The organism is Bacteroidota bacterium (genome assembly GCA_016213405.1).
GTDB lineage: Bacteria > Bacteroidota > Bacteroidia > Palsa-948 > Palsa-948 > Palsa-948.
This window is the reverse complement of the sequence record JACRAM010000012.1, coordinates 51,649-70,287: the sequence shown is the minus strand read 5'-3', so window position 1 is coordinate 70,287 and position 18,639 is coordinate 51,649. Positions and strand designations below refer to the sequence as shown.

The window sequence follows — 18,639 nt, the reverse complement described above, 5'->3', positions numbered from 1 at the left end:
GCGGTCGAGGAAGTAAAAAGACGATTGAGAATTATATTCGTAATCAAGGTCGTCATAATGATGTCAAGCAGTTGAAACTTTTTGAATTGTGAAAAATAAAATAATAACGCCCTGCGCTCTTGGCGCAGGGTTCTTTACGAAAAATATTCTGCGGAATGAAATAGGCAATGCTGAATCCGGTTGTTTCGGAAGACGTGTTTTGCTCGGGAAACTTATCATTTACCTGCCGGTTCTCTTTGTTTACAAAGAAAAGATTCGCATAGGTTTCAGTGGTAAATGATATGTGCGGATTTACTTCAAAACGTATGCCCATGAAAGGTGACGGACCGTAATACTTGTTTTTTTCAGTGGTAGTAATTACACCTGAAGTTAAATTGCCCAATTGGTATTTTATCACGCCAAATGCATACACAAGGTCGGACCCGTAATAAAAAAGCCATCGCTTGTCGATGCGCTGCTCTCTATTGAAACCGGCTTTTAAAAAGTTATTGCTGTTTTCGTTCTTCAACAGAGGAAAGGTATCCTGCTTTCCTTCGATGTTATAGTACCCTATTCCCCATGTGAACCGCAACGCATTTTTCTGAGAAAGCCACCGATCATAACTGAAAACGAACAGGGTGGTGTTTGACGGTTCCCACTGATTTCGCATAAGGTTCAGAAAAAAAACCATGTCAATGCCTGTTTCGTTTTTCAGAAAAGCACTGTCGATGTTTGCGGAATCTTTTTGCTGCGCGAAACAAAAAAGAGAAATGAAAATAAGCGTGGAGCAGAGAAATAACTTTTTCATAGGATTATTTTTATTAAAATTAAGAATCCATTTTAAATAACCGGATAAAGATAGAAAATCAAAAATATCATGCTATTGGCAGGGAAAAACAAAATAAGCAAGCAAAAAGTCAATTGAATTGTTTACTTTTGTTGTATGCCGATGAAAGTGAAATCAACCATTGCTGTTTTCTTTCTTCTCTCTTTCCTTTTGCCATCCATTGTAATTCAGATTCATGCGGTGCATCATGAAAAAAGAATTCATTGTATTGCGGATGGCGGCAACCATTTTCATCCGCAGCATCATGAATGCAGCTTTTGCGATGCAGTGCTCCCCATTGCTTCTGAACCTCCAAAAACACAGGCGAATTTTATTGCGCCTCATTTTGCTAAGTATGTTTTTCCGATTTTAGTTAAAGTTTATTTTACTTCCTCTCATTTTTCTTCCACGCAGCTTAGAGCGCCTCCTGCTTGTTAGTGATTACAGCTAACCATTCACTTTTCATTTTTTAACAGGTCTTAATTATGTTGAAACTGAATTTCGTATTTATATTTTCTTTTTTGTTTTTTGTACAATGTTTTTCACAAACGGATTCTGCAAAGAAAGCAGATTCGCTTTTGTTATTGCAAATCCAAAGTGAGATGCAGCAACAAACACCTCCTCAGCAGCAGCGAGTTGCTGCTTCAGCAAATCCCGACATCAGTGTGATTGGGGATTTTCGAGGATTGTACAGAAGTTACGGCTCTCATAATTTTGATGCTGTGTTTAACGAAGCGGAATTTTCTTTTCAGTCTGTAGTTGACCCGTACGCGCGTGCAGATTTTTTTTATTCGGTGGTGGAAGATGCCGCTACAGGAGAATTTTCGAGCGAGATTGAAGAAGGGTATCTTACGACACTTTCTCTTCCGGCACATTTGCAATTGAAAGCAGGAAGGTTCAAGCAGCAGTTAGGAAGAGTGAACCCCATTCATGCACACGCGCTTCCATTTGTGGATATGCCCGATGCATACGTGAATTTTTTCGGAGAGGAAGGATTGAAAGGCGATGGCGTTTCGCTGATCTGGCTTTTGCCGAATCACACTTTCTTTCAGGAACTGACCGTTGAAGCAACCAACGTTGGAGAGAATCCGAGTTTTGAGCGAAGTGCGAAAAATAATTTTCTTTATCTCGCGCATCTTAAAAATTTCTGGGACATATCGGATAATGCAACACTTGAACTCGGTTTGACGGGAATGAGCGGAGAAAATCTTGCTAAGAAAATTACAAACATTGGCGCTGTGGATTTGACTTATAAATGGAAGCCCGTTCGGTACAATACCTACAAGTCGGTTACATTTCAGAATGAATTGTATTACAGTCAGGCAACGCTTGACAGCAGTACGGTAAACGCAATTGGATTTTATTCTTTGCTCAACATACAAGTTGCGAAACGCTGGTTTCTCGCAGGGCGATTTGATTATTCAAACAATCCCTACTCTGAAAAGTTTTTGCAGGAATCCGGTTCGCTGACGCTCGGATGGTACGCAACTGAATTTCAGAAAATAGAACTGGAAGGAAAATATACAACGATGAATGAAGCGCTTCCGGAAAACAGCAACGAAAAAGAATTCGCACTGGCGTATCTGCGATGGATTTTTTTAATTGGTTCTCACGGAGCGCATCAATATTAAAAATAAGAGAAAAAGGTCATTAAGTCACAAGTTAAAAAAAAGAAAAATGAAATCTAAAATCATACTAACAATAATCACCGTAATTGTTTCGGCAAAAATTTCTTTAGCCGGAACAATTCATGTTGTGACAACCACGCAGGATACCAAAAGTATTGCTGAACTTATTGGCGGAAATAAAATTGATGTGTTCGCCATTGCAACGGGCTACCAGAATCCTCACTTTGTTGACCCCAAGCCGAGTTACATCATCAAACTTTCAAACGCTGATTTGTATGTTACACTCGGTTTGGATTTGGAAGCCGGATGGTCGCCCTCGCTGCTCACCAGTTCCAAGAACAAAAAAATTCAGAAAGGAAGCGATGGTTATGTGGATGCATCAGTTGGTGTTTCGCTGCAGCAGGTTCCATCTTCCATTAACCGCGCAGAAGGTGATATTCATATTTACGGCAATCCGCATTACTGGCTTGATCCGCTGAACGGAAAAACAATCGCGCGGAATATTTGCAACGGACTTGAAAAAATTTCTTCTGAGAATAAAGATTTCTTCGAGGCGAATCTGAAAATATTTTATGCTCAGGTTGATATGAAAATGAAAACATGGAACGCTGCAATGACGAGTTTTAAAGGAGCAAAAGTGATTGCCTATCACAACGAGTGGTGCTATTTTGAAAGCCGTTTCGGATTTAAAATCGTTGACTTTATGGAACCCAAACCCGGAATCCCTCCCACACCTTCTCAACTCGTGAAAATAATTAAGGAAGTACAAGAAAATAATATAAAAGTGATTATCACATCTCCTTATTTCACTGCTTCCTCTTCAGATGTAGTATCAAAACAAACAGGCGCAAAAACATTGGTGCTTGCAACTTCTGTCGGTGCGTTTGAATCAATAAAAAATTATTACGACTTGTTCGATTACAATATAAAACTTTTAACAGCGGGATTAAAATAATTCACCAACGAAAATTCTAAACCTATTTTTATGTTCGAAATGTTTCAATTGGATTTTATGGTGCAGGCGTTCATCGTCTCGCTGATTATCGGGCTTCTTCTCTCCTATCTTGGCGTACACGTTGTCGGGCGGGGAATTGTTTTCGTTGACCTCGCGCTTGGGCAGATTTCTTCGCTCGGAGTTGCATTTTCAGATTATATCGGCTATGGAAAAACAAGCATTCCGATTTTATTCGCGCTCACAGGCGCTCTTCTGATGTCATTCATTAATATACGGGACAAGCGATTGAAAGTGGAAGCCATCATCGGCATTATTTACGCAATTGCATCGGCTGCAACCGTGATGCTTATTTCAAAAACTCCTCACGGAGATTCTGACATACAGGAAGTATTGTTCGGTAATATTCTTTCTGTAACTTGGGAGCAGATACAGCTTATAGGAATTATTTTCGGTGCGATTGCATTACTGCATGCTCTCTTTTATAAAAAGTTTTTCCTGTTGACAGAAAGTTTTGAAGCAGAAGACCCGACACTTGCCGCAACTGCATTCAGAAAAAAAGGAATGTTCAGTTTCTGGAATTTTGTTTTTTATCTATCTATTGGTTTGGCAATTGTGTTTGCCGTACGCACCAGCGGAGTAATTCCTGTGTTTTCATTTCTGATAATTCCTGCAGTAGCTGCCATTATGTTGTCGAAGAAAAATATGGGCGTTGTTTTAATAGCAGGTGTTGTCAGCGTACTCGGGGCATTTTTCGGATTGTACGTTTCCTACAGCTATGATTTCCCTGCGGGTTCATCGTTAGTGGCAGTGCTGGGGTGGATTTTTTTATGTATTTCCGTAATTTATTTTTTCAAAAACAGGATGAAGAAGAAAGAGGAGAATCGTTAGTGTGGAAGATTATTGCCTGTAAGTAGTTTCATAATAATCATACTTACTGTCAGCAAAAGAGGAAATAACAAAATCGTCTAAGTAGAAAGAATTTTTTCCCTGATTCCATAAATAGATAACCACTTCATCTTCCGGATATGTGTTTGAAGGGAGTTTAAAAGTGGCAAACACTTCCTGCCATTTATTTGTTGTCTTTATAAATTGAGAAAGCGATCTTGCCTGCCAGTCATGATTCCCTTTCGGATCTCCAACTTCCATCACAATCTGAGCATTGAAAGTATCTGTTGGAAAAACCCATGCGCTGATATTGACGCAACCTTTATTATCATGAAAAATATTTTTAGCTGTTGATCTGATCGTAATGCAGTATTCATTCGCTGATTCAATGAAAAGCGAATATTTGCCGGAGTGAAAATGGCTTGTATCAGTTTTTGTTTCATTGTATGAAAAAGTGAAAGCAGGTTTTTCAAACCCTTCACGCGAAAAATAAATGGTGTCTCTTTTGCAGGAATCATTTTTCCCGAACAAGGTTATTTGCGAATTGAAATGCTTTTCATCATAGACAATGCAGGGGAATTTTCTTTTTATCATCTCAGGAATTTCATAGGCGCTTCGGAAGTTAGACCAGCCATAGAGAAAATAAGGAGTGGAGCAGGAATCGATTTTGCAGAGCATTTCTGCTTCAAAGTCATAAGAATCACCTACGCAATAATTGTATGAAACTGTTTTGTTCATTCGCTGAAAATAAAAATCAAAGATTTCCTTACAGGAAGTATTCAGCAATGTTGTTACATTTTCTTCTCCGTATTTTGTCTGCAAATCAACAACCGCTTTGTTTATTTCTTTGAACACACCAAAATATTCCCGCTTATAAAATCTTTGTTCAATGCAGGTGCTGTAAAAAAGTATGATACCTGTTGATGCAAGGAGCAGATTGTTAGTTTTTCTTTTTCTTTCCTTAAAGAATGAAAAAAGAAATATTAAAAGAAATGGAAATGAAAAAAGCAGCGTGGAGTATTGTAAAACAGGATTTATTTTCACAGAATAATAATACCCTGCAAGAAAAGGAAGTGAAAACCATGCAATGCAGAGGAAGTGAAATTTTGAAAGAGATAAATCAAGGTGATAAATCAGGATGGAAAGCAAAAATAAAATTGCAAGAAAAGTCACTATCAGAGGAGATTCGTTGAATCCATATAAAATAAATTTCCATAAATAATCGCTTTCGGGTTTTGCCAGCCATTCTCCAACCCCTCCCAATCCAAATTGATGAAGTGAAACAGGAATATGCGGAAGGAAAATCATAATGGCAATAATTCCTGAAAGCAAATAAGGTTTCCATGTTTCTTTTTTCAAAAACAAAAATCCTGTTAAAGCGACCGTCACCGCAAAAAAGAAAGCAAAATAATGCGTGAGCATACAGAGCGCTGTTGCTATCCCGTAATAAATAGCCTTCAGATAAATTTTCTTTTCATTGCCAAATAATAAATTTGTCCAGCACCAAACAGCGAGCAGTGAAAAAAATAATCCAAAAGAGTAGGGGCGCGCTATCTGACTGTAGAGAATAGGAAAATCAAGCATAGCAAGCGTGAGAGAAGAAAAACAAGCTGTTGCAAATCCAAACCATTTTTTTGATATCAGATAAACGAGTGCGATACTTCCTATTCCTGCTAATACAAATGGCAAACGCACTGACGTTTCTGACAATCCAAATAGTTTTATCCAGAAATAAAGCAGCAATTGTACAAAGGCAGGATGTCCATCTGGCTGAATGCCCTTTGAAATTAATTGTGAGACCGAATCATAATTCAGTCGGGTAATCGCGCTGAGTTCATCGTGAGTATATGACCAGCCCCAGTAATTCCAAAGTCTCAGAGTGGAGGCGATAAAAAGTATTAAATAAAAAAAAGTATTTTCTTTCTGAAAAAAATGGCGCATCAGTTGATCTTCTTAAAATGAAATTCTTCTTTGCGATGCTTTCCATCTTCATCTCCTTCAACAACTGCAATCAACGAATCAGGAGAAATAAGGTAGTAAGTAATTATTTTAGGAAAATCGTGTGCGGGATTTTCAAAGATGGCTTTGTTTTTTTTTTGAGAGGTCAGCTTATAGGAAACCGGTGCGGGATTTCCGGGAACAGTTGCTATGTATACAATGTCATTGCCTTGCAATTTAAGTTTTGTTGATTCGTGAAATAAAGTGTCTTTGTCTGATAACACAAAACCATCTCCGCTGAATGATTTTTCATTTTCTTTTATCCATGTTTCGTGAACTTCCATTTCCTGCATAGTGCCTTTCCAGTTGCCGATAAACCATTTGAAATCATCGAGGCTTTTATCTGGATGGCAGGAAAAGAAAAGTAAAATAAGCAGGAGCCCCTGAATCAGTTTATTCATTTTTGCGAATTTACTAAATATGGTTTTGCGGCAGCAACTGTACCATTCATTTGAAAATACTGGTCATTATAAAGATTTTGTTCCGGCAGGAAATAAATTTCATATCCATCAGAAATATATTTTTCCATAGTGGCTTTATTAATGTAAAAAACCAGAATAACATTTTGATTCTTCTCACAATCCCAGTTTCTCACAAGCAGCTCGTTATACCACCATCCGCAGATGAGAATGATTTTCTTTTGTTCAATTCTTGTTTTCTTAAAAATCTTTTCTGTGAAAATAATCTTATTCAGACGTTTTGAATAATCAGAATAAACAGGGCCAGTGATTGGGTCAATGAAAATTTCCTGTCCTGTCATAGTAAATTTCATAGCCAGAGGGGAATATTCTGATCCGCGGAGTGAATCTGTAAGATTTATACTGAAGAGAAAAGAGGACATAGTAAGCAACACGCAAAAAACTTTGAAAGCATCGCTTGAAAGAAAATGTCCGAACAGTAAAATCACGAATGGAATCATCGGAATTAAATAGGCAGATTTTTGCGGGAGACGCAAGTACGAAATTATGCAGAGAACAATTGCAATACAAGAAGCGTAAAAAAGTTTTTTAGAAAGCTCTGCTGGTATAAAACTTTCTTTTGATTTGATTCTTTCAAAAAGAATTTTTAGTTTGAAAAACACTATAGTTGTTAACCCAATTAATCCAAAAACACCGATTGTTGCTTTATAAAAAACTTTAAAAAAATTGGGATATGGAAACTGGTCAGAAAATGTAAAAAAAGAAAATCCATACGTTTTTATAACCGGCAAATAAATAAGCAAGCCAATGAATACTGAGCTTAGACCTAAAATGAAAATCCCTTTGATATTCTTTGAAATAGGAAAAAGTAAAATACAAAAAGGAATCAGCATTATTCCTGATGTAATTCTGAATCCCACTGCTATTCCAAGCAATATTCCAGCGACTAATAATTTTTCATGCAGTAAAAAATAAAAACTCATCATCACAATCGCCATTGCAAGCATGTAATCAATTGTATAAGTGGATGAAATAAAAACTACGGGAGCGAACGCAAAAGCAAACGAAGCGAACAAATAATGCCTGAAGCCAAGATTTCTGAGCGAAAGCGCAAAAAATACAGAAGCGATAACACTGGCAATCGCACTTATTAGATTGGATGCAAAAGCAAATAAGCCATTACTGTACATCCACGAATAAATTATTTCCTGAAGAGGATGCCCAGGTGCGCGTGACATTTCATAAATGCCGCTTTCAGCAATGTTTTTTGCTGTGATGGCAAGAAGCCAGGAATCTTCTTCTGCTCCAAAACCAGCTGAGAGAAAAGGAATCCGCGATAAAAAAACTATTAGCGAAAGAAAAACAAGCTGAACGGTTAAATTTTCAGAAAATAATTTCTTCATTTAGAAAAATTTCTCTGGCGGATAACTTCAAAAAGAATAACACCGGCAGAAACAGAAACATTCAGCGATTCAGTTTTACCGAAAAGTGGAATCTGCACTTTGTCATCGCTGAGTTTGAGGTATTCATCCGATATGCCGTCTTCTTCGGAGCCAAGAATAAGAGCAACGGGGAATAAAAAATCGGTTTTGTAAATTGTTTTTTCTGCTTTTTCAGAACAGGCAATTATTCTTAGTCCGCTTTTTTTCAGGAAGTCAATGGATGTTTTCAGATTTTCGCTTCTGCAAACAGGAATATTAAAAATCGCTCCGGCAGAACTTTTTATTGCATCGCTGTTGATTTGCCCGCTTCCGCGCGATGGAACTATGATGGCGTGCACTCCTGCGCACTCTGCACTACGGGCAATAGCGCCAAGATTTCTTACATCCGTGATTCGGTCTAAAATAATTACAAGCGGGGTTTCTCCGTTTTCAAAAACTGTGGGAATGATGGTTTCAATATTCTGGTAGCCAATGGGAGAAAGCATGGCAACCACACCCTGATGATTGGTTGATTTTACAAGGTGATTGAGTTTCTCCAGTGGAACAAACTGAAAAGGAATATTGTATTTTTTTATTTCTTCGTTAAGTTCACCCATCACCCTGTTGCCTGCATTTTTCTGAAAAAATATTTTTTCAATTTCTTTTCCTGAACGGATGGCTTCAATGACGGGATGAATGCCGCAAATCGGGCGCGATGCTTTTTTTCCCTCTCTTAAATGTGAAGATGAAAAATCTTTTTTATTTCCTCTGATGAACTTTTGCTCTTTCATAATTATTTTTCAGAATAAACTCTTCCCTGCCTCCACATTTCCACAGAATTAAACCAGCTTGTTTTAAAAACCTGCGACCGATCAAGGCGGTAATCGTTGTCGGAAAATGGATTGATGACTTTCAGAAACGAAAAGGTGAGAGAGTTGAAATTATTCTCTTCTCCGTAAACCCAGTTTTCCGCATCTGAAGATTTATATACAATATTTGGCGGGCCATATATAAGATAAATAAGCCCCCGGTCTGTTTTCCAGCCTTCCACATAGGAGGAAAAATAATTGTTTGCATCCTGAACGCGGTTATAAAATTTTTTCACGAGTTCGCGTGCGCGTTCAGTGCTTCCTCCCGCGTATACCCAAAAACTATCCACAGCTGTTTTAAGATTTTTGTATGAAGCCATCGCATCGTATTCCTGTTTAGTAGTTAGATACCGAAGAGGAGTGAAAAGTTGTTCAGGTTTTGTTACGTTCGGAAAATCATAGTCAAATCTAAAAAGCGTGATCCCGTCTTTTGTATTGGTATCCGCCTGTATGTGATAAAATCCCGGACGCGTGAAAACAAATCCTGCAGAATCTTTTTCATCTGGCTGAAGCGAGAACAAACTGTCAGCACGGTATTCAAAAGGGGTCATGTTGCTGGTAGAGAAAGGAGGAGAAGGCAATGGAAATTCCCTGTTATAATACCGCACATAAAGTTTTGTGTCGGGGTTTCTGTACTGGATAATCAATCTTTCATCTTTCCCTATGTTGTCTCTGAAAACAGGAGTTTTATTTTCGGCAGAAAGGACAATGAAGTTTTGCCGTGTTGCGTGATCCAGTTTGTCAATACTGATAAAAGATTTTGAAGTAACGTTTCTATTAAGGTCTGTAAAATCAATTTGGAGTAAATAACTGTTTGTAAATGTTGCGTTGAAATCAATTTTTCCCATGATGTCTTTTGGAGCGGAAGAATAGGAATCAGTGAGTGAAATAGTTGCGCTGTCAATAATGTCTTTTGTTTCATAGGAGGAAATCAGCCGGTATTGGATGCTGATGCGTGCAGAAAAATTTTCATTGCCTGCCTGCTTGCTGTATAAAAGCTCTTTCGAATTTATTTTAAAATGAAGTTCAGACAGCGTGTTTGTTCTGTGATACACCACATATTTCGGATGAAGATTATTCTGCGCTGTTTTATAAATGTTGGAAATATTCTGATTGCTTGTGGAGTGGGAAGAAGTGGAGCAGGAGTTATAAAGGGATAACAAATACAGATTTAAAATTAAAAATGAAAAGTTTAAAAAATATTTCATTTATTCTTCGTTTGCTCTTTCAAGAAGTGATTGTGGAATATCTTTGGTTGTTTTCGCTCCGAGTTCTTTGATGGTTTCCGCTCTTCGGATTAAATTTCCTCTTCCTCCGGAAAATTTATTCATCGCTTCTTCGTACGTCTTTTTTGTTGCGTCCATTTTTTTCCCGACTTCGATCAAGTCGCCAAGAAAACCAACAAACTTATCATAAAGTTCCCCGCTCTGGCGCGCAATTTCAATCGCGTTGCGTGTTTGCCTTTCCTGTTTCCAAAGGGATGCAATGGTTCTCATTGTAGCAAGAAGAGTAGATGGGCTTACAATGACAATTTTTCTTTCCCAGGCAAAATTGAATATCTCATTATCCGCCTGCACAGCTAAACTGAAAGAAGATTCAATCGGCATGAAGAGCAAAACAAAATCAGGAGTATTCAACTGTCCGAGTGCCTGATAATTTTTTTCACTTAATCCTTTAATATGATTTTTTACGGAAGTGATGTGCGCCTGTAAATTTTTTTCGCGCTCTTCATCTGTTTGCGCATTGACAAATAATTCATACGCAACCAACGAAACTTTTGAATCAACAACGATATGTTTTTTGTCAGGCAAGTGAATAATCACATCGGGCTGAACGCGCTTGCCGTCATCAGCAGTCAGGCTCACTTGCATTTCATATTCAACTCCTTTCTGAAGTCCTGAACGTTCCAGCACTTTTTCAAGAATAATTTCTCCCCAGTTGCCTTGTTTCTTGCTATCGCCTTTCAGCGCCTTAGCAAGATTATTCGCCTCCTCGCTGATTTGTTTGTTCAGTGTAACGAGCGATTTAATTTCTCCTTTCAGGGAATTTCGTTCCGATGCTTCTGCTTTATATGTATCGTCCACTTTCTTTTCGAACTTGGTAATATTTTCCTTCAGCGGATTTAAAATATTTTCAAGATTCGTTTTGTTCTGCTCTGTAAATTTTTTGCTTTTATCTTCAAAGATTTTATTGGCAAGGTTTTCAAATTCATTGGTAAAAGTTTTTTGAAGCGCGGAGAATTCTTCTTTCTGGCTATTCAGTTTTTCTTCCAGCCCTTTGTTGTTGGCAGTTTGAGTCGCAAGTTCGCGCGTCAAATCAACTACTTTGTCATTTGATGAATTAGGAGCTTGGTTGAACTTTGCCAACAGCCATCCGATAAGAGTGCCAATCGCCAATCCTATTATGAGCAATACTATTTCCATTCTTAAAATTGAGTAGCAAATATAAGATAGTTGCCCTAAATCCCTGAAGATTGTTCTTTCAGAAATAATTCACTATCCCGAAATGCACTTTGCCCGCCTTCAGATCAATTGGATTGTCGAACTGTTTTCCGAGTGCATAGTTGATAGAAAAAATTCCTGCTTTGGTTTCAAAACTGATGCCTGTGCCAAAGCCATAAGGAATGTCATAGCGGTCTCCTGTGAACGAGATGCTTTTGTTTTCATAATAAGCGCCATCGCCAAAGAAAAACAGGTAAGAATTTTCTTCAAAAAGAAAACGGAATTCCAGCGTGAAGACGGAATAAGCAGATGCAAAAATGGATTCCTCATCAAATCCTCTCAGCGATTTTAAGCCTCCGATTCGGGAAAGTTCGTTCTTAAAAAGGCTTTCATTATACAGGTAAGAAGATTTATTTCCAAACTTTAATGTGCTTCGGTTTTTTACCGGCAGAAAAATTTCCGCTTCCAGTTCCGCATTATACTGAGCGGAATTCAGTTTTATTCCGTTGTAAATGTTCGCGTCTAATTTGTCATTCTTCTTAATGATTTTATTTCCCGCACCAACCGTTCCAACTACTGAATAACCTTTTCTTGGATTCAAACGGTAATCCAGTTTTTCTGATTTGAGAGAAATGCCATAGAGCGAAGAAGTGATGTCAGCATAAGGAGGAAGCGTAGTAAAATTCAAACCTTTCGTGTTTATCAGCGTCATTTGTTTTCGGTTGACGAACGCTTTGAAATAATTTCCGCCTGAAAGATGATACTGTATTCCGATATTCGGATTCACTTCTAAGTAAGTTGAATCTTTTTTATAGAGTTTAAAACTGGCATCAATTCCGAAAGGAGTTTTGAAAAGAAAAGGAAAGATGAAACGCGTTTTCAGGTCCTGCGTGCTTGCCTGCAGTCGCCTCCAGTTGAGTTCCAGCAGTTCACCTCTGTTGAAAGAGTTGTTTAGTTTTAGGCGAACGTCTCCAGTGAAAAGAATTTTACCTGTTTTGTTATCGGGCAGCAGACCCACGATGCCGTCAAACTGGCTCGCGCGTTTTTTTTCGAGGAATAATTCCACTTTAGCGTTCTCACCTGTGAATAAAACTCTATACGGAATGCTTTCTTTCACAAACGGAAGTTCTTTTATTCGTGTGCCGATTTTTTTCACCAGCGCTTCGTTATATAAATCTCCGTTCCTTATGGAAAGATAACTCTGCAGATATACAGGAGAAATTTTCCCTTTGCCGTGATTCACTACGCTGTCAATTTTAATGAGATTATTTTTCTGAAGATTGAGCGATGCAGAAAGGGAAGTTCCTGTAATAATAATGCTGTCTAATTTTATAGAAGCAAAAGGATAGCCGTTATTCTCGCAATAAGAAAGAATTATTTCTTGAACTTTTCTGGTTTCTTTGTAGGAGAAAGGTTTGTCTTTATACAACTTTTCGCGGTAGCCAACTTCGCTCAGTATTCCCTCCTCCGCATTTCCTTTTCTGAGGTTTGCCCATTTATACTCTTTGCCAGCTTTAATGAATACAATTTCTTTAAGAGAATCTGTTATTGCGCTGTCAATAGAGGCGGTGAGATATGCGTTATCATAAAGGGAAAAAAGCATATTCTGAATTTCCTTATCGCGCTCTTGTTTTGTGGCGAAAGATTTTTTACAGGGAAGTTTTGAAATGATTTCAGTTTCAGCATTTCCTTTTATTTCAAGCGTAAGAAGCTTTTGAGAAAAAAGAATATGCGGAAAGAAAAAGAAAACCAACAAAATCCGTTTCATGAAATAAAGATACGATGATTGGCGGAAAATATTGTTTGAAGAAGTTAATAGATAACAGCTGGGCAAGAATCATGTCCGCCCGGGCGGTAAATCAAACCAATGCGCAATTCCCATGCGCGGTTGCGAATTCTGAATGTTTCTTCGTTGTATGCGTAATAAAAAGGAGTGTCAGGATTGAAATGCACTTCAATGAAGGGCTTGAAATAACTGTAAACAATTTTTTCAAAACCTGCAGCAATTCCCCAGCTGAAATTTAATTTATTAAATGCGCCAGTGATGGCGGGGGAATTTGTTGCCTGCGTGAGCGTGTATTCAACTCTTGGTCCAAGCAACATATAAGGAAAACCATCAAATGTTTCGTATTGGAATTTCAAAAAATTATTCCAGCAGATATAATTCAGCCGGTTTCTGAAAGTGGCAGCGTCAGTTTTGTCTTTACATCCTTTTTGGTTGAATTGAAATTCAGTTACCCATCGCATCACATCATTATCAATAAACTCCGCTCTTACTGAACCGTTGAAGCCAAAAATATTTTTCTTTTTAACAATATCAATTCCATCAATCGAGTTGGTAAGAAACCATTTTTGTTTTGCCAGCGTTACACCGCCCGTGATGCCAATACCTTGGAAGAACTGTGCTTGAGCAGAACCAAGCACCAAAAACCAAGAACCAAGAAGAATTAGGATGCGCTTTTTCATTAAATGATTTTATGCCGAAATTGCTTCTGCGTCTTTATTCACTTTCTTAACTAATCCCTGCAAAACTTTTCCCGGACCCACTTCCACGTAAGAATTTATTCCATCGGCTGTCATGCGCTGAATGGTTTGTGTCCAGCGAACGGGAGATGTGAGTTGCGCGATTAAATTCTTTTTTATTTCAGATGGGTCAGTGACAGGACTTGCATTCACATTCTGATAAACAGGACAAATAGGTGTAGAAAAATTTGTAGCGTTGATGGCGGCTTCCAACTCTTTTTTTGCGGACTCCATCAACGGAGAATGAAAAGCACCGCCCACGGGCAGCAGCAATGCACGCTTTGCTCCCGCTGCTTTTAATTTTTCGCAGGCAATGTTCACGCCTTTGATGGAACCAGAAATAACCAATTGCCCGGGACAATTATAGTTTGCCGCAACCACCACTTCGCCTGAGTTTGAAATCTCCGCACAAATATTCTCTACAATTTTATCGTCAAGATTTAAAATTGCCGCCATGGTGGAAGGATTTGCTTCGCAGGCTTTTTGCATCGCTATTGCGCGTTTGTAAACAAGAGAAAGTCCGTCTTCAAATGTCATTGCGTTTGCTGAAACCAAAGCAGAAAATTCTCCGAGCGAATGTCCTGCCACAGCATCGGGTTTTAAATTTCCATCCAGAGTTTTTGCAAGAATTACAGAGTGCAGAAAAATTGCGGGCTGTGTGATTTGTGTTTGCTTGAGTTCTTCATCGGTTCCGCCAAACATAGTTCCGGTTATGTGGAAACCAAGAAGAGTATTTGCTTTTTCAAAAAGTTCTCTGGCAATAACTGAGCTTTCAAAAAGGTCTTTGCCCATTCCTGAAAACTGTGAGCCTTGTCCTGGGAAAATATATGCTTTCATAAACTACGAATTAAGAATTTTCACGAATGTACGAACGAGAACCAAATGAAAAAGAAAATGAAAAATGGAAATATCAACAAAGGATTGTGTCGATAACTTCTTTTGTAAAAAGGGATTGGTCTTTTTTATTTCTTAATAAAAATAAACTGCCCGCCTTCATCGCCTGTATCTTTGAGAGGGGAAAGCTTGGGTGTTTGCTCAGAATTATTTACAACAGGAATTTTTATTTTATCATATAACTGGCTCGCATCAAAATATTTACTTTCATTTTCACTTAATGACTTTAAAAAATAATATGCAAAAACAGAATGTCCGTTTTTTCCTCCATCCATCACCGGTTCGATACCGCCCGAAGTAAATGCCTGTCGGGAAGCCAGTCCGTGAACTTCCTTGTAATATTTTTCAGAATTTTCGAAAGGAACCGATACGGTATTTCCTCTGAACAAATCTCCGCTGAAGCAGGCATCGGCAACCAGCAATGTGTGTTTTGATTTAATGCCGCTGAGATAAGTTTGAATATCATTATTGGAAATATAATCAGCTGTTGTACTTGAAAGAGCATCAGCAGGAACCCAGAATCCTTTGTTCAATTCCTTTTTATATTCTCCGTGTCCGGAATAATAAATCAATACATTATCTTCTTCTTCTACATTTTTCACCAGCCACTCCAGTTCAGCAATGATTGCTTTTCGGGTTGCCTGTTCATTATATAGCGTGTGGAAACTGTCAAACTTGTATTTTGATTTGAGTGTTGTTTCAATTGTCTTGGCGTCATTCACTGCATTTTGCAAAGGCAACCATTTGCCTTTGTACTTATCAATTCCAATAATAACGGCATAATAATTTCCTATGAGCATGTCTTTTGACTTGGTAACATTCAATCCTTTTAAAGGGTCACCGCTACCGCGGTATTGCCCCTGTTCAGGCATCGCATCGGCATTGGTTTGAGTTCTGGAGGTATTGGCTGTATTGGAAGAAGTTGATTCTGATTCTGAAATTTTTGTTTTTGAAAGAAACACGAGCACATATTTTCCAACAGTATTATCAATTTTTTCTTTTTCTTTTTCTACAACAGAGTCGGGCTTGGTGGAAAAAAATCCTTTGCCGAATTTCTGAACTTCTTTTTCAACGCCAGTTTTTTTTGCCAGCGATATCATAAAAGTTACTTCAACACCTCCGTCAAGAGATAATTGTTCTATTATATTCCCCAGCGAAGGGTCGGAGAAAGTAATTTTCGCAGAGTAAATTCCGGATGCAAGGCGCTCTGCTTTTACATTGGATTGAGGAGAACTATTATAAGTGATTCCATTTAACATCAGGGAAAATGGCTCTCCGTTTTCTGAAAAGAAAACAAAATTGGATTTTTGAGAGAAAGCACAGAGCGAAGTAAGAAAGAGCAAAGCGGATAAGAATTTTTTTTTCATGACGTTGTGAATTTGAAACACCCTAAACAAATTTCATGCTAAAGATACAAACAATAAGGAAACGAATAATACAGCTATAAAGGTACAGTTTTTGAAAAAAATCTATTGGTGTTTTACAATTTAAAATAAATAATGTGGTCGCGGTCTTCCGGATTTGCGGTGTGTTTGTTTTTCTTTTTGAAAATGTGAACTCTGGGGAAGATATGTTTTTTTGTTTTCTTTTTCTGTTTTACGGTCTTGATGTCATGTTCTTTTTTCTTTTTCTTTTCAGGCTTGGGTTGTTTATGTTTCGTAGCAGTAGTATCTTTTTTCGGCATGTCTGTCTTGCCCTGTTTTTGCTTTTTCGGTTTCTTATCTTTTTTTCTGTTCACGTCAAACTTGCTCTTGCTTCTTGGTTTTTTATCTTTCTTTCCGAAATGAATATGCGGAACCTTAAGCATGAAATGAAAATCAATGCCTTTTATATCGCGTTTGGAAAGAAGAGGAAGCAGATCGGCTGTTCCGAAAATCAGCGGACCAATGCGAAGAGATGCTCCAGCGCGCACATGTGAATATTTGTTGTATGAAAAAGGAACATACGCACCCAGCCATTTCCAGTCCCAGCGCGGAGTGATGCTGAAAGTGGTTACTTCATGAATTTTATCTTCATTATTCTTAAACTGAAAAGCATAATTGAAAGTTGAATTCACATAAATATTTTTTCCTGCGTAATAGTCGCCTTGTGCGCTGATAAGCGTAGGAAGGTTCATCCTGAATTTATCATCATCCGGAACCATCTTGAATTTAAATTTCAGCGAATCATCTGCCGAAGCAAGCGGATTTGTTCCGGAACTTTGCAGTGTGTTAAAATCAACATTTCCTTGTACTTCCGCTTTGAAATCTCGCGCATCTGCGGGCTTCAAATATTTTATCCAGCCCAAATCCTGAACAGACAAACCGATTTTGTATTTGTATTCATGCTGAAGCGGAGTTGTTTTGGATTGTGATTTTGTACGGGAGTGAACATCCGTCAGCGGGTGAAATTCATAGGTAGCGCCAAGGTCAAGACCAAAAGATGGTTTTCCACCGGCTTTAAATTTTGCAGATTCCTTATTGAATTCAAGATTATCGGAATGACCGTAATGAATAAGTGAACTTTCAACACCAATACTGTCTTTAGTATAAAAATTATATTTTATATCCTTCACAAAAAGATACATGGCGGCAATTCCCTGAAGATATTTCAGTCGTCCTGCCACATTCAACCGTTCGTTGTTTGTTTGCATAACAGTTTTTCCGTATGTGATTCCGTATTCGTTCCACACCATTGCCTGTGCGCTGATTCTTAATGCAGATAAATCCTGGTTGAAAAGCGCGCTATCATTTTGTCCGTTAATCATAATATCAGCAAGTGTCGGATCAATGCCATCCAACTCTGCGTAAATCCTGCTCTTGCAGGTGAAAGCAAATGCGTCCTTGTGTTTCGGGCGGGTAAACATAAATGAGGGAAGTGTAATATTAACTCCGGCAAAAACTGAAACAGTTTTTCCATTTGAACCCAAGGTGAGAAAATTTGCCTGATCAAAAGGATCAGGATTCATGGATTTAAGATGCTTGCTCCCTTTTGAGTTCAGCCCGACATAATTATTTGCCACGGCTACATTTAATCCAATAATGGTTACATCCCATTTGCGGGGATTGTTTACAATGCTTGCAGGGTTTACATCAATTCCATTTACTCCAGCAAAGGCGCTGTTGGCAATGCCAAGGTAATCCTGAGAGTAACAAGTAGAGAACAGAAAGTGGAAAGTGAAAAAAGAAATGAAGTAATGAAAAATATTTTTCATTTTTCAATGTAATTTTCCTGAAATCAAATGAACAAACTCTTCTCTTGTTTTTTCATTGTTCAGAAATGCTCCCGTAAATGCCGAAGTTGTTGCAACTGAATTTTGTTTCTGCACTCCGCGCATGAGCATGCACAAATGTTTTGCTTCAATTACCACCGCAACGCCAAGCGGATTCAGTGTTTCCTGTATGCAGTCTCGGATTTGTGTAGTCAATCGCTCCTGCACCTGCAATCTTCTTGCGAATGCATCCACCACGCGCGGAATTTTGCTGAGTCCAACTATTTTCCCATTTGGAATGTATGCAATGTGCGCTTTCCCGAAAAATGGAAGCAGATGATGTTCGCATAAAGAATAAATTTCAATATCCTTTACAAGAACCATTTGTTTGTAATCATCTTTGAATAAAGCCGAGCTGAGAATTTCAGCGGGGTTGAGACAATTGCCATGCGTAAGAAATTGGATGGATTTTGCAGCGCGCTCCGGAGTTTTCAAAATGCCTTCGCGTTTTATATCTTCTCCCGCAAGTATTAATATCTGTCTGTAATAATCCGAAAGTTTTTCGGTATTTTCAGCATTATACTCATCCACTTTTTTGTAATTGCTCATAA

17 protein-coding genes are annotated in these 18,639 nt (G+C 38.2%); 4 read left to right on the top strand and 13 right to left on the bottom strand.

The window, feature by feature from the left end:
* Positions 1-52: 52 nt before the first annotated feature.
* Positions 53-787, bottom strand: a complete 735-nt coding sequence (locus HY841_01845; protein MBI4929475.1) for a hypothetical protein — start codon at positions 785-787, stop codon at positions 53-55.
* Between the two features lie 147 nt (positions 788-934).
* On the opposite strand from HY841_01845, the gene HY841_01840 reads away from it, so the two are divergent.
* From HY841_01840 to HY841_01825, 4 genes are all read left to right on the top strand, one after another.
* Complete coding sequence (locus HY841_01840; protein ID MBI4929474.1) at positions 935-1,243, top strand: hypothetical protein; 309 nt, start codon at positions 935-937, stop codon at positions 1,241-1,243.
* A gap of 164 nt (positions 1,244-1,407) precedes the next feature.
* Positions 1,408-2,436 carry a hypothetical protein gene (locus HY841_01835; GenBank protein ID MBI4929473.1) on the top strand — a complete coding sequence of 343 codons (1,029 nt, stop codon included), beginning with the start codon at positions 1,408-1,410 and terminating at the stop codon, positions 2,434-2,436.
* Between the two features lie 46 nt (positions 2,437-2,482).
* The gene (locus tag HY841_01830; GenBank protein MBI4929472.1) at positions 2,483-3,388 is read left to right on the top strand and encodes a zinc ABC transporter substrate-binding protein; all 906 of its coding nucleotides are present in this window, start codon (positions 2,483-2,485) and stop codon (positions 3,386-3,388) included.
* 30 nt (positions 3,389-3,418) lie between these two features.
* Entirely contained in the window at positions 3,419-4,276 is an 858-nt protein-coding gene (locus tag HY841_01825) for a metal ABC transporter permease (protein MBI4929471.1), read from the top strand.
* A gap of 9 nt (positions 4,277-4,285) precedes the next feature.
* Here the strand turns inward: HY841_01825 and HY841_01820 are convergent, their stop codons facing one another.
* From HY841_01820 to folE, 12 genes are all read right to left on the bottom strand, one after another.
* Complete coding sequence (locus HY841_01820) at positions 4,286-6,214, bottom strand: glycosyltransferase family 39 protein (GenBank protein ID MBI4929470.1); 1,929 nt, start codon at positions 6,212-6,214, stop codon at positions 4,286-4,288.
* Positions 6,214-6,672 carry a hypothetical protein gene (locus tag HY841_01815; GenBank protein MBI4929469.1) on the bottom strand — a complete coding sequence of 153 codons (459 nt, stop codon included), beginning with the start codon at positions 6,670-6,672 and terminating at the stop codon, positions 6,214-6,216. Before HY841_01815 ends, HY841_01820 begins: the two co-directional genes overlap by 1 nt.
* A complete protein-coding gene (locus HY841_01810) occupies positions 6,669-8,093 on the bottom strand; it encodes a hypothetical protein (GenBank protein MBI4929468.1) in 1,425 nt (474 codons plus the stop codon). Before HY841_01810 ends, HY841_01815 begins: the two co-directional genes overlap by 4 nt.
* Positions 8,090-8,902: a 23S rRNA (guanosine(2251)-2'-O)-methyltransferase RlmB gene (gene rlmB, locus HY841_01805; protein ID MBI4929467.1), complete on the bottom strand. Its 813-nt coding sequence runs from the start codon at positions 8,900-8,902 to the stop codon at positions 8,090-8,092. Before rlmB ends, HY841_01810 begins: the two co-directional genes overlap by 4 nt.
* Before the next feature lie 2 nt (positions 8,903-8,904).
* Positions 8,905-10,188, bottom strand: a complete 1,284-nt coding sequence (locus tag HY841_01800) for a GWxTD domain-containing protein (protein ID MBI4929466.1) — start codon at positions 10,186-10,188, stop codon at positions 8,905-8,907.
* Positions 10,189-11,403, bottom strand: coding sequence for a DNA recombination protein RmuC (gene rmuC, locus HY841_01795; GenBank protein ID MBI4929465.1), 1,215 nt, complete (start codon positions 11,401-11,403; stop codon positions 10,189-10,191).
* Positions 11,404-11,461: 58 nt separating this feature from the next.
* Positions 11,462-13,189, bottom strand: coding sequence for a hypothetical protein (locus HY841_01790; protein ID MBI4929464.1), 1,728 nt, complete (start codon positions 13,187-13,189; stop codon positions 11,462-11,464).
* 44 nt (positions 13,190-13,233) lie between these two features.
* A complete protein-coding gene (locus HY841_01785; GenBank protein ID MBI4929463.1) occupies positions 13,234-13,887 on the bottom strand; it encodes a hypothetical protein in 654 nt (217 codons plus the stop codon).
* Between the two features lie 9 nt (positions 13,888-13,896).
* On the bottom strand, positions 13,897-14,781 hold the full coding sequence (gene fabD, locus HY841_01780; GenBank protein ID MBI4929462.1) for an ACP S-malonyltransferase: 885 nt from the start codon (positions 14,779-14,781) through the stop codon (positions 13,897-13,899).
* A gap of 125 nt (positions 14,782-14,906) precedes the next feature.
* Positions 14,907-16,205, bottom strand: coding sequence for a caspase family protein (locus HY841_01775; GenBank protein MBI4929461.1), 1,299 nt, complete (start codon positions 16,203-16,205; stop codon positions 14,907-14,909).
* Positions 16,206-16,318: 113 nt separating this feature from the next.
* Positions 16,319-18,031, bottom strand: a complete 1,713-nt coding sequence (locus HY841_01770; protein MBI4929460.1) for a hypothetical protein — start codon at positions 18,029-18,031, stop codon at positions 16,319-16,321.
* 3 nt (positions 18,032-18,034) lie between these two features.
* A complete protein-coding gene (gene folE, locus HY841_01765) occupies positions 18,035-18,637 on the bottom strand; it encodes a GTP cyclohydrolase I FolE (protein ID MBI4929459.1) in 603 nt (200 codons plus the stop codon).
* Between the last annotated feature and the right edge of the window lie 2 nt (positions 18,638-18,639).

Excerpts from the sequence above, each read along its gene's own strand:
- HY841_01810 (MBI4929468.1), bottom strand. The coding sequence starts at position 8,093 with ATGAAGAAATTATTTTCTGAAAATTTAACCGTTCAGCTTGTTTTTCTT.
- HY841_01825 (MBI4929471.1), top strand. The coding sequence starts at position 3,419 with ATGTTCGAAATGTTTCAATTGGATTTTATGGTGCAGGCGTTCATCGTC.
- HY841_01830 (MBI4929472.1), top strand. The coding sequence starts at position 2,483 with ATGAAATCTAAAATCATACTAACAATAATCACCGTAATTGTTTCGGCA.
- fabD (MBI4929462.1), bottom strand. The coding sequence starts at position 14,781 with ATGAAAGCATATATTTTCCCAGGACAAGGCTCACAGTTTTCAGGAATG.
- HY841_01845 (MBI4929475.1), bottom strand. The coding sequence starts at position 787 with ATGAAAAAGTTATTTCTCTGCTCCACGCTTATTTTCATTTCTCTTTTT.
- rlmB (MBI4929467.1), bottom strand. The coding sequence starts at position 8,902 with ATGAAAGAGCAAAAGTTCATCAGAGGAAATAAAAAAGATTTTTCATCT.
- HY841_01815 (MBI4929469.1), bottom strand. The coding sequence starts at position 6,672 with ATGAATAAACTGATTCAGGGGCTCCTGCTTATTTTACTTTTCTTTTCC.
- rmuC (MBI4929465.1), bottom strand. The coding sequence starts at position 11,403 with ATGGAAATAGTATTGCTCATAATAGGATTGGCGATTGGCACTCTTATC.
- HY841_01770 (MBI4929460.1), bottom strand. The coding sequence starts at position 18,031 with ATGAAAAATATTTTTCATTACTTCATTTCTTTTTTCACTTTCCACTTT.
- HY841_01790 (MBI4929464.1), bottom strand. The coding sequence starts at position 13,189 with ATGAAACGGATTTTGTTGGTTTTCTTTTTCTTTCCGCATATTCTTTTT.
- HY841_01800 (MBI4929466.1), bottom strand. The coding sequence starts at position 10,188 with ATGAAATATTTTTTAAACTTTTCATTTTTAATTTTAAATCTGTATTTG.
- HY841_01785 (MBI4929463.1), bottom strand. The coding sequence starts at position 13,887 with ATGAAAAAGCGCATCCTAATTCTTCTTGGTTCTTGGTTTTTGGTGCTT.
- folE (MBI4929459.1), bottom strand. The coding sequence starts at position 18,637 with ATGAGCAATTACAAAAAAGTGGATGAGTATAATGCTGAAAATACCGAA.
- HY841_01775 (MBI4929461.1), bottom strand. The coding sequence starts at position 16,205 with ATGAAAAAAAAATTCTTATCCGCTTTGCTCTTTCTTACTTCGCTCTGT.
- HY841_01820 (MBI4929470.1), bottom strand. The coding sequence starts at position 6,214 with ATGCGCCATTTTTTTCAGAAAGAAAATACTTTTTTTTATTTAATACTT.
- HY841_01835 (MBI4929473.1), top strand. The coding sequence starts at position 1,408 with ATGCAGCAACAAACACCTCCTCAGCAGCAGCGAGTTGCTGCTTCAGCA.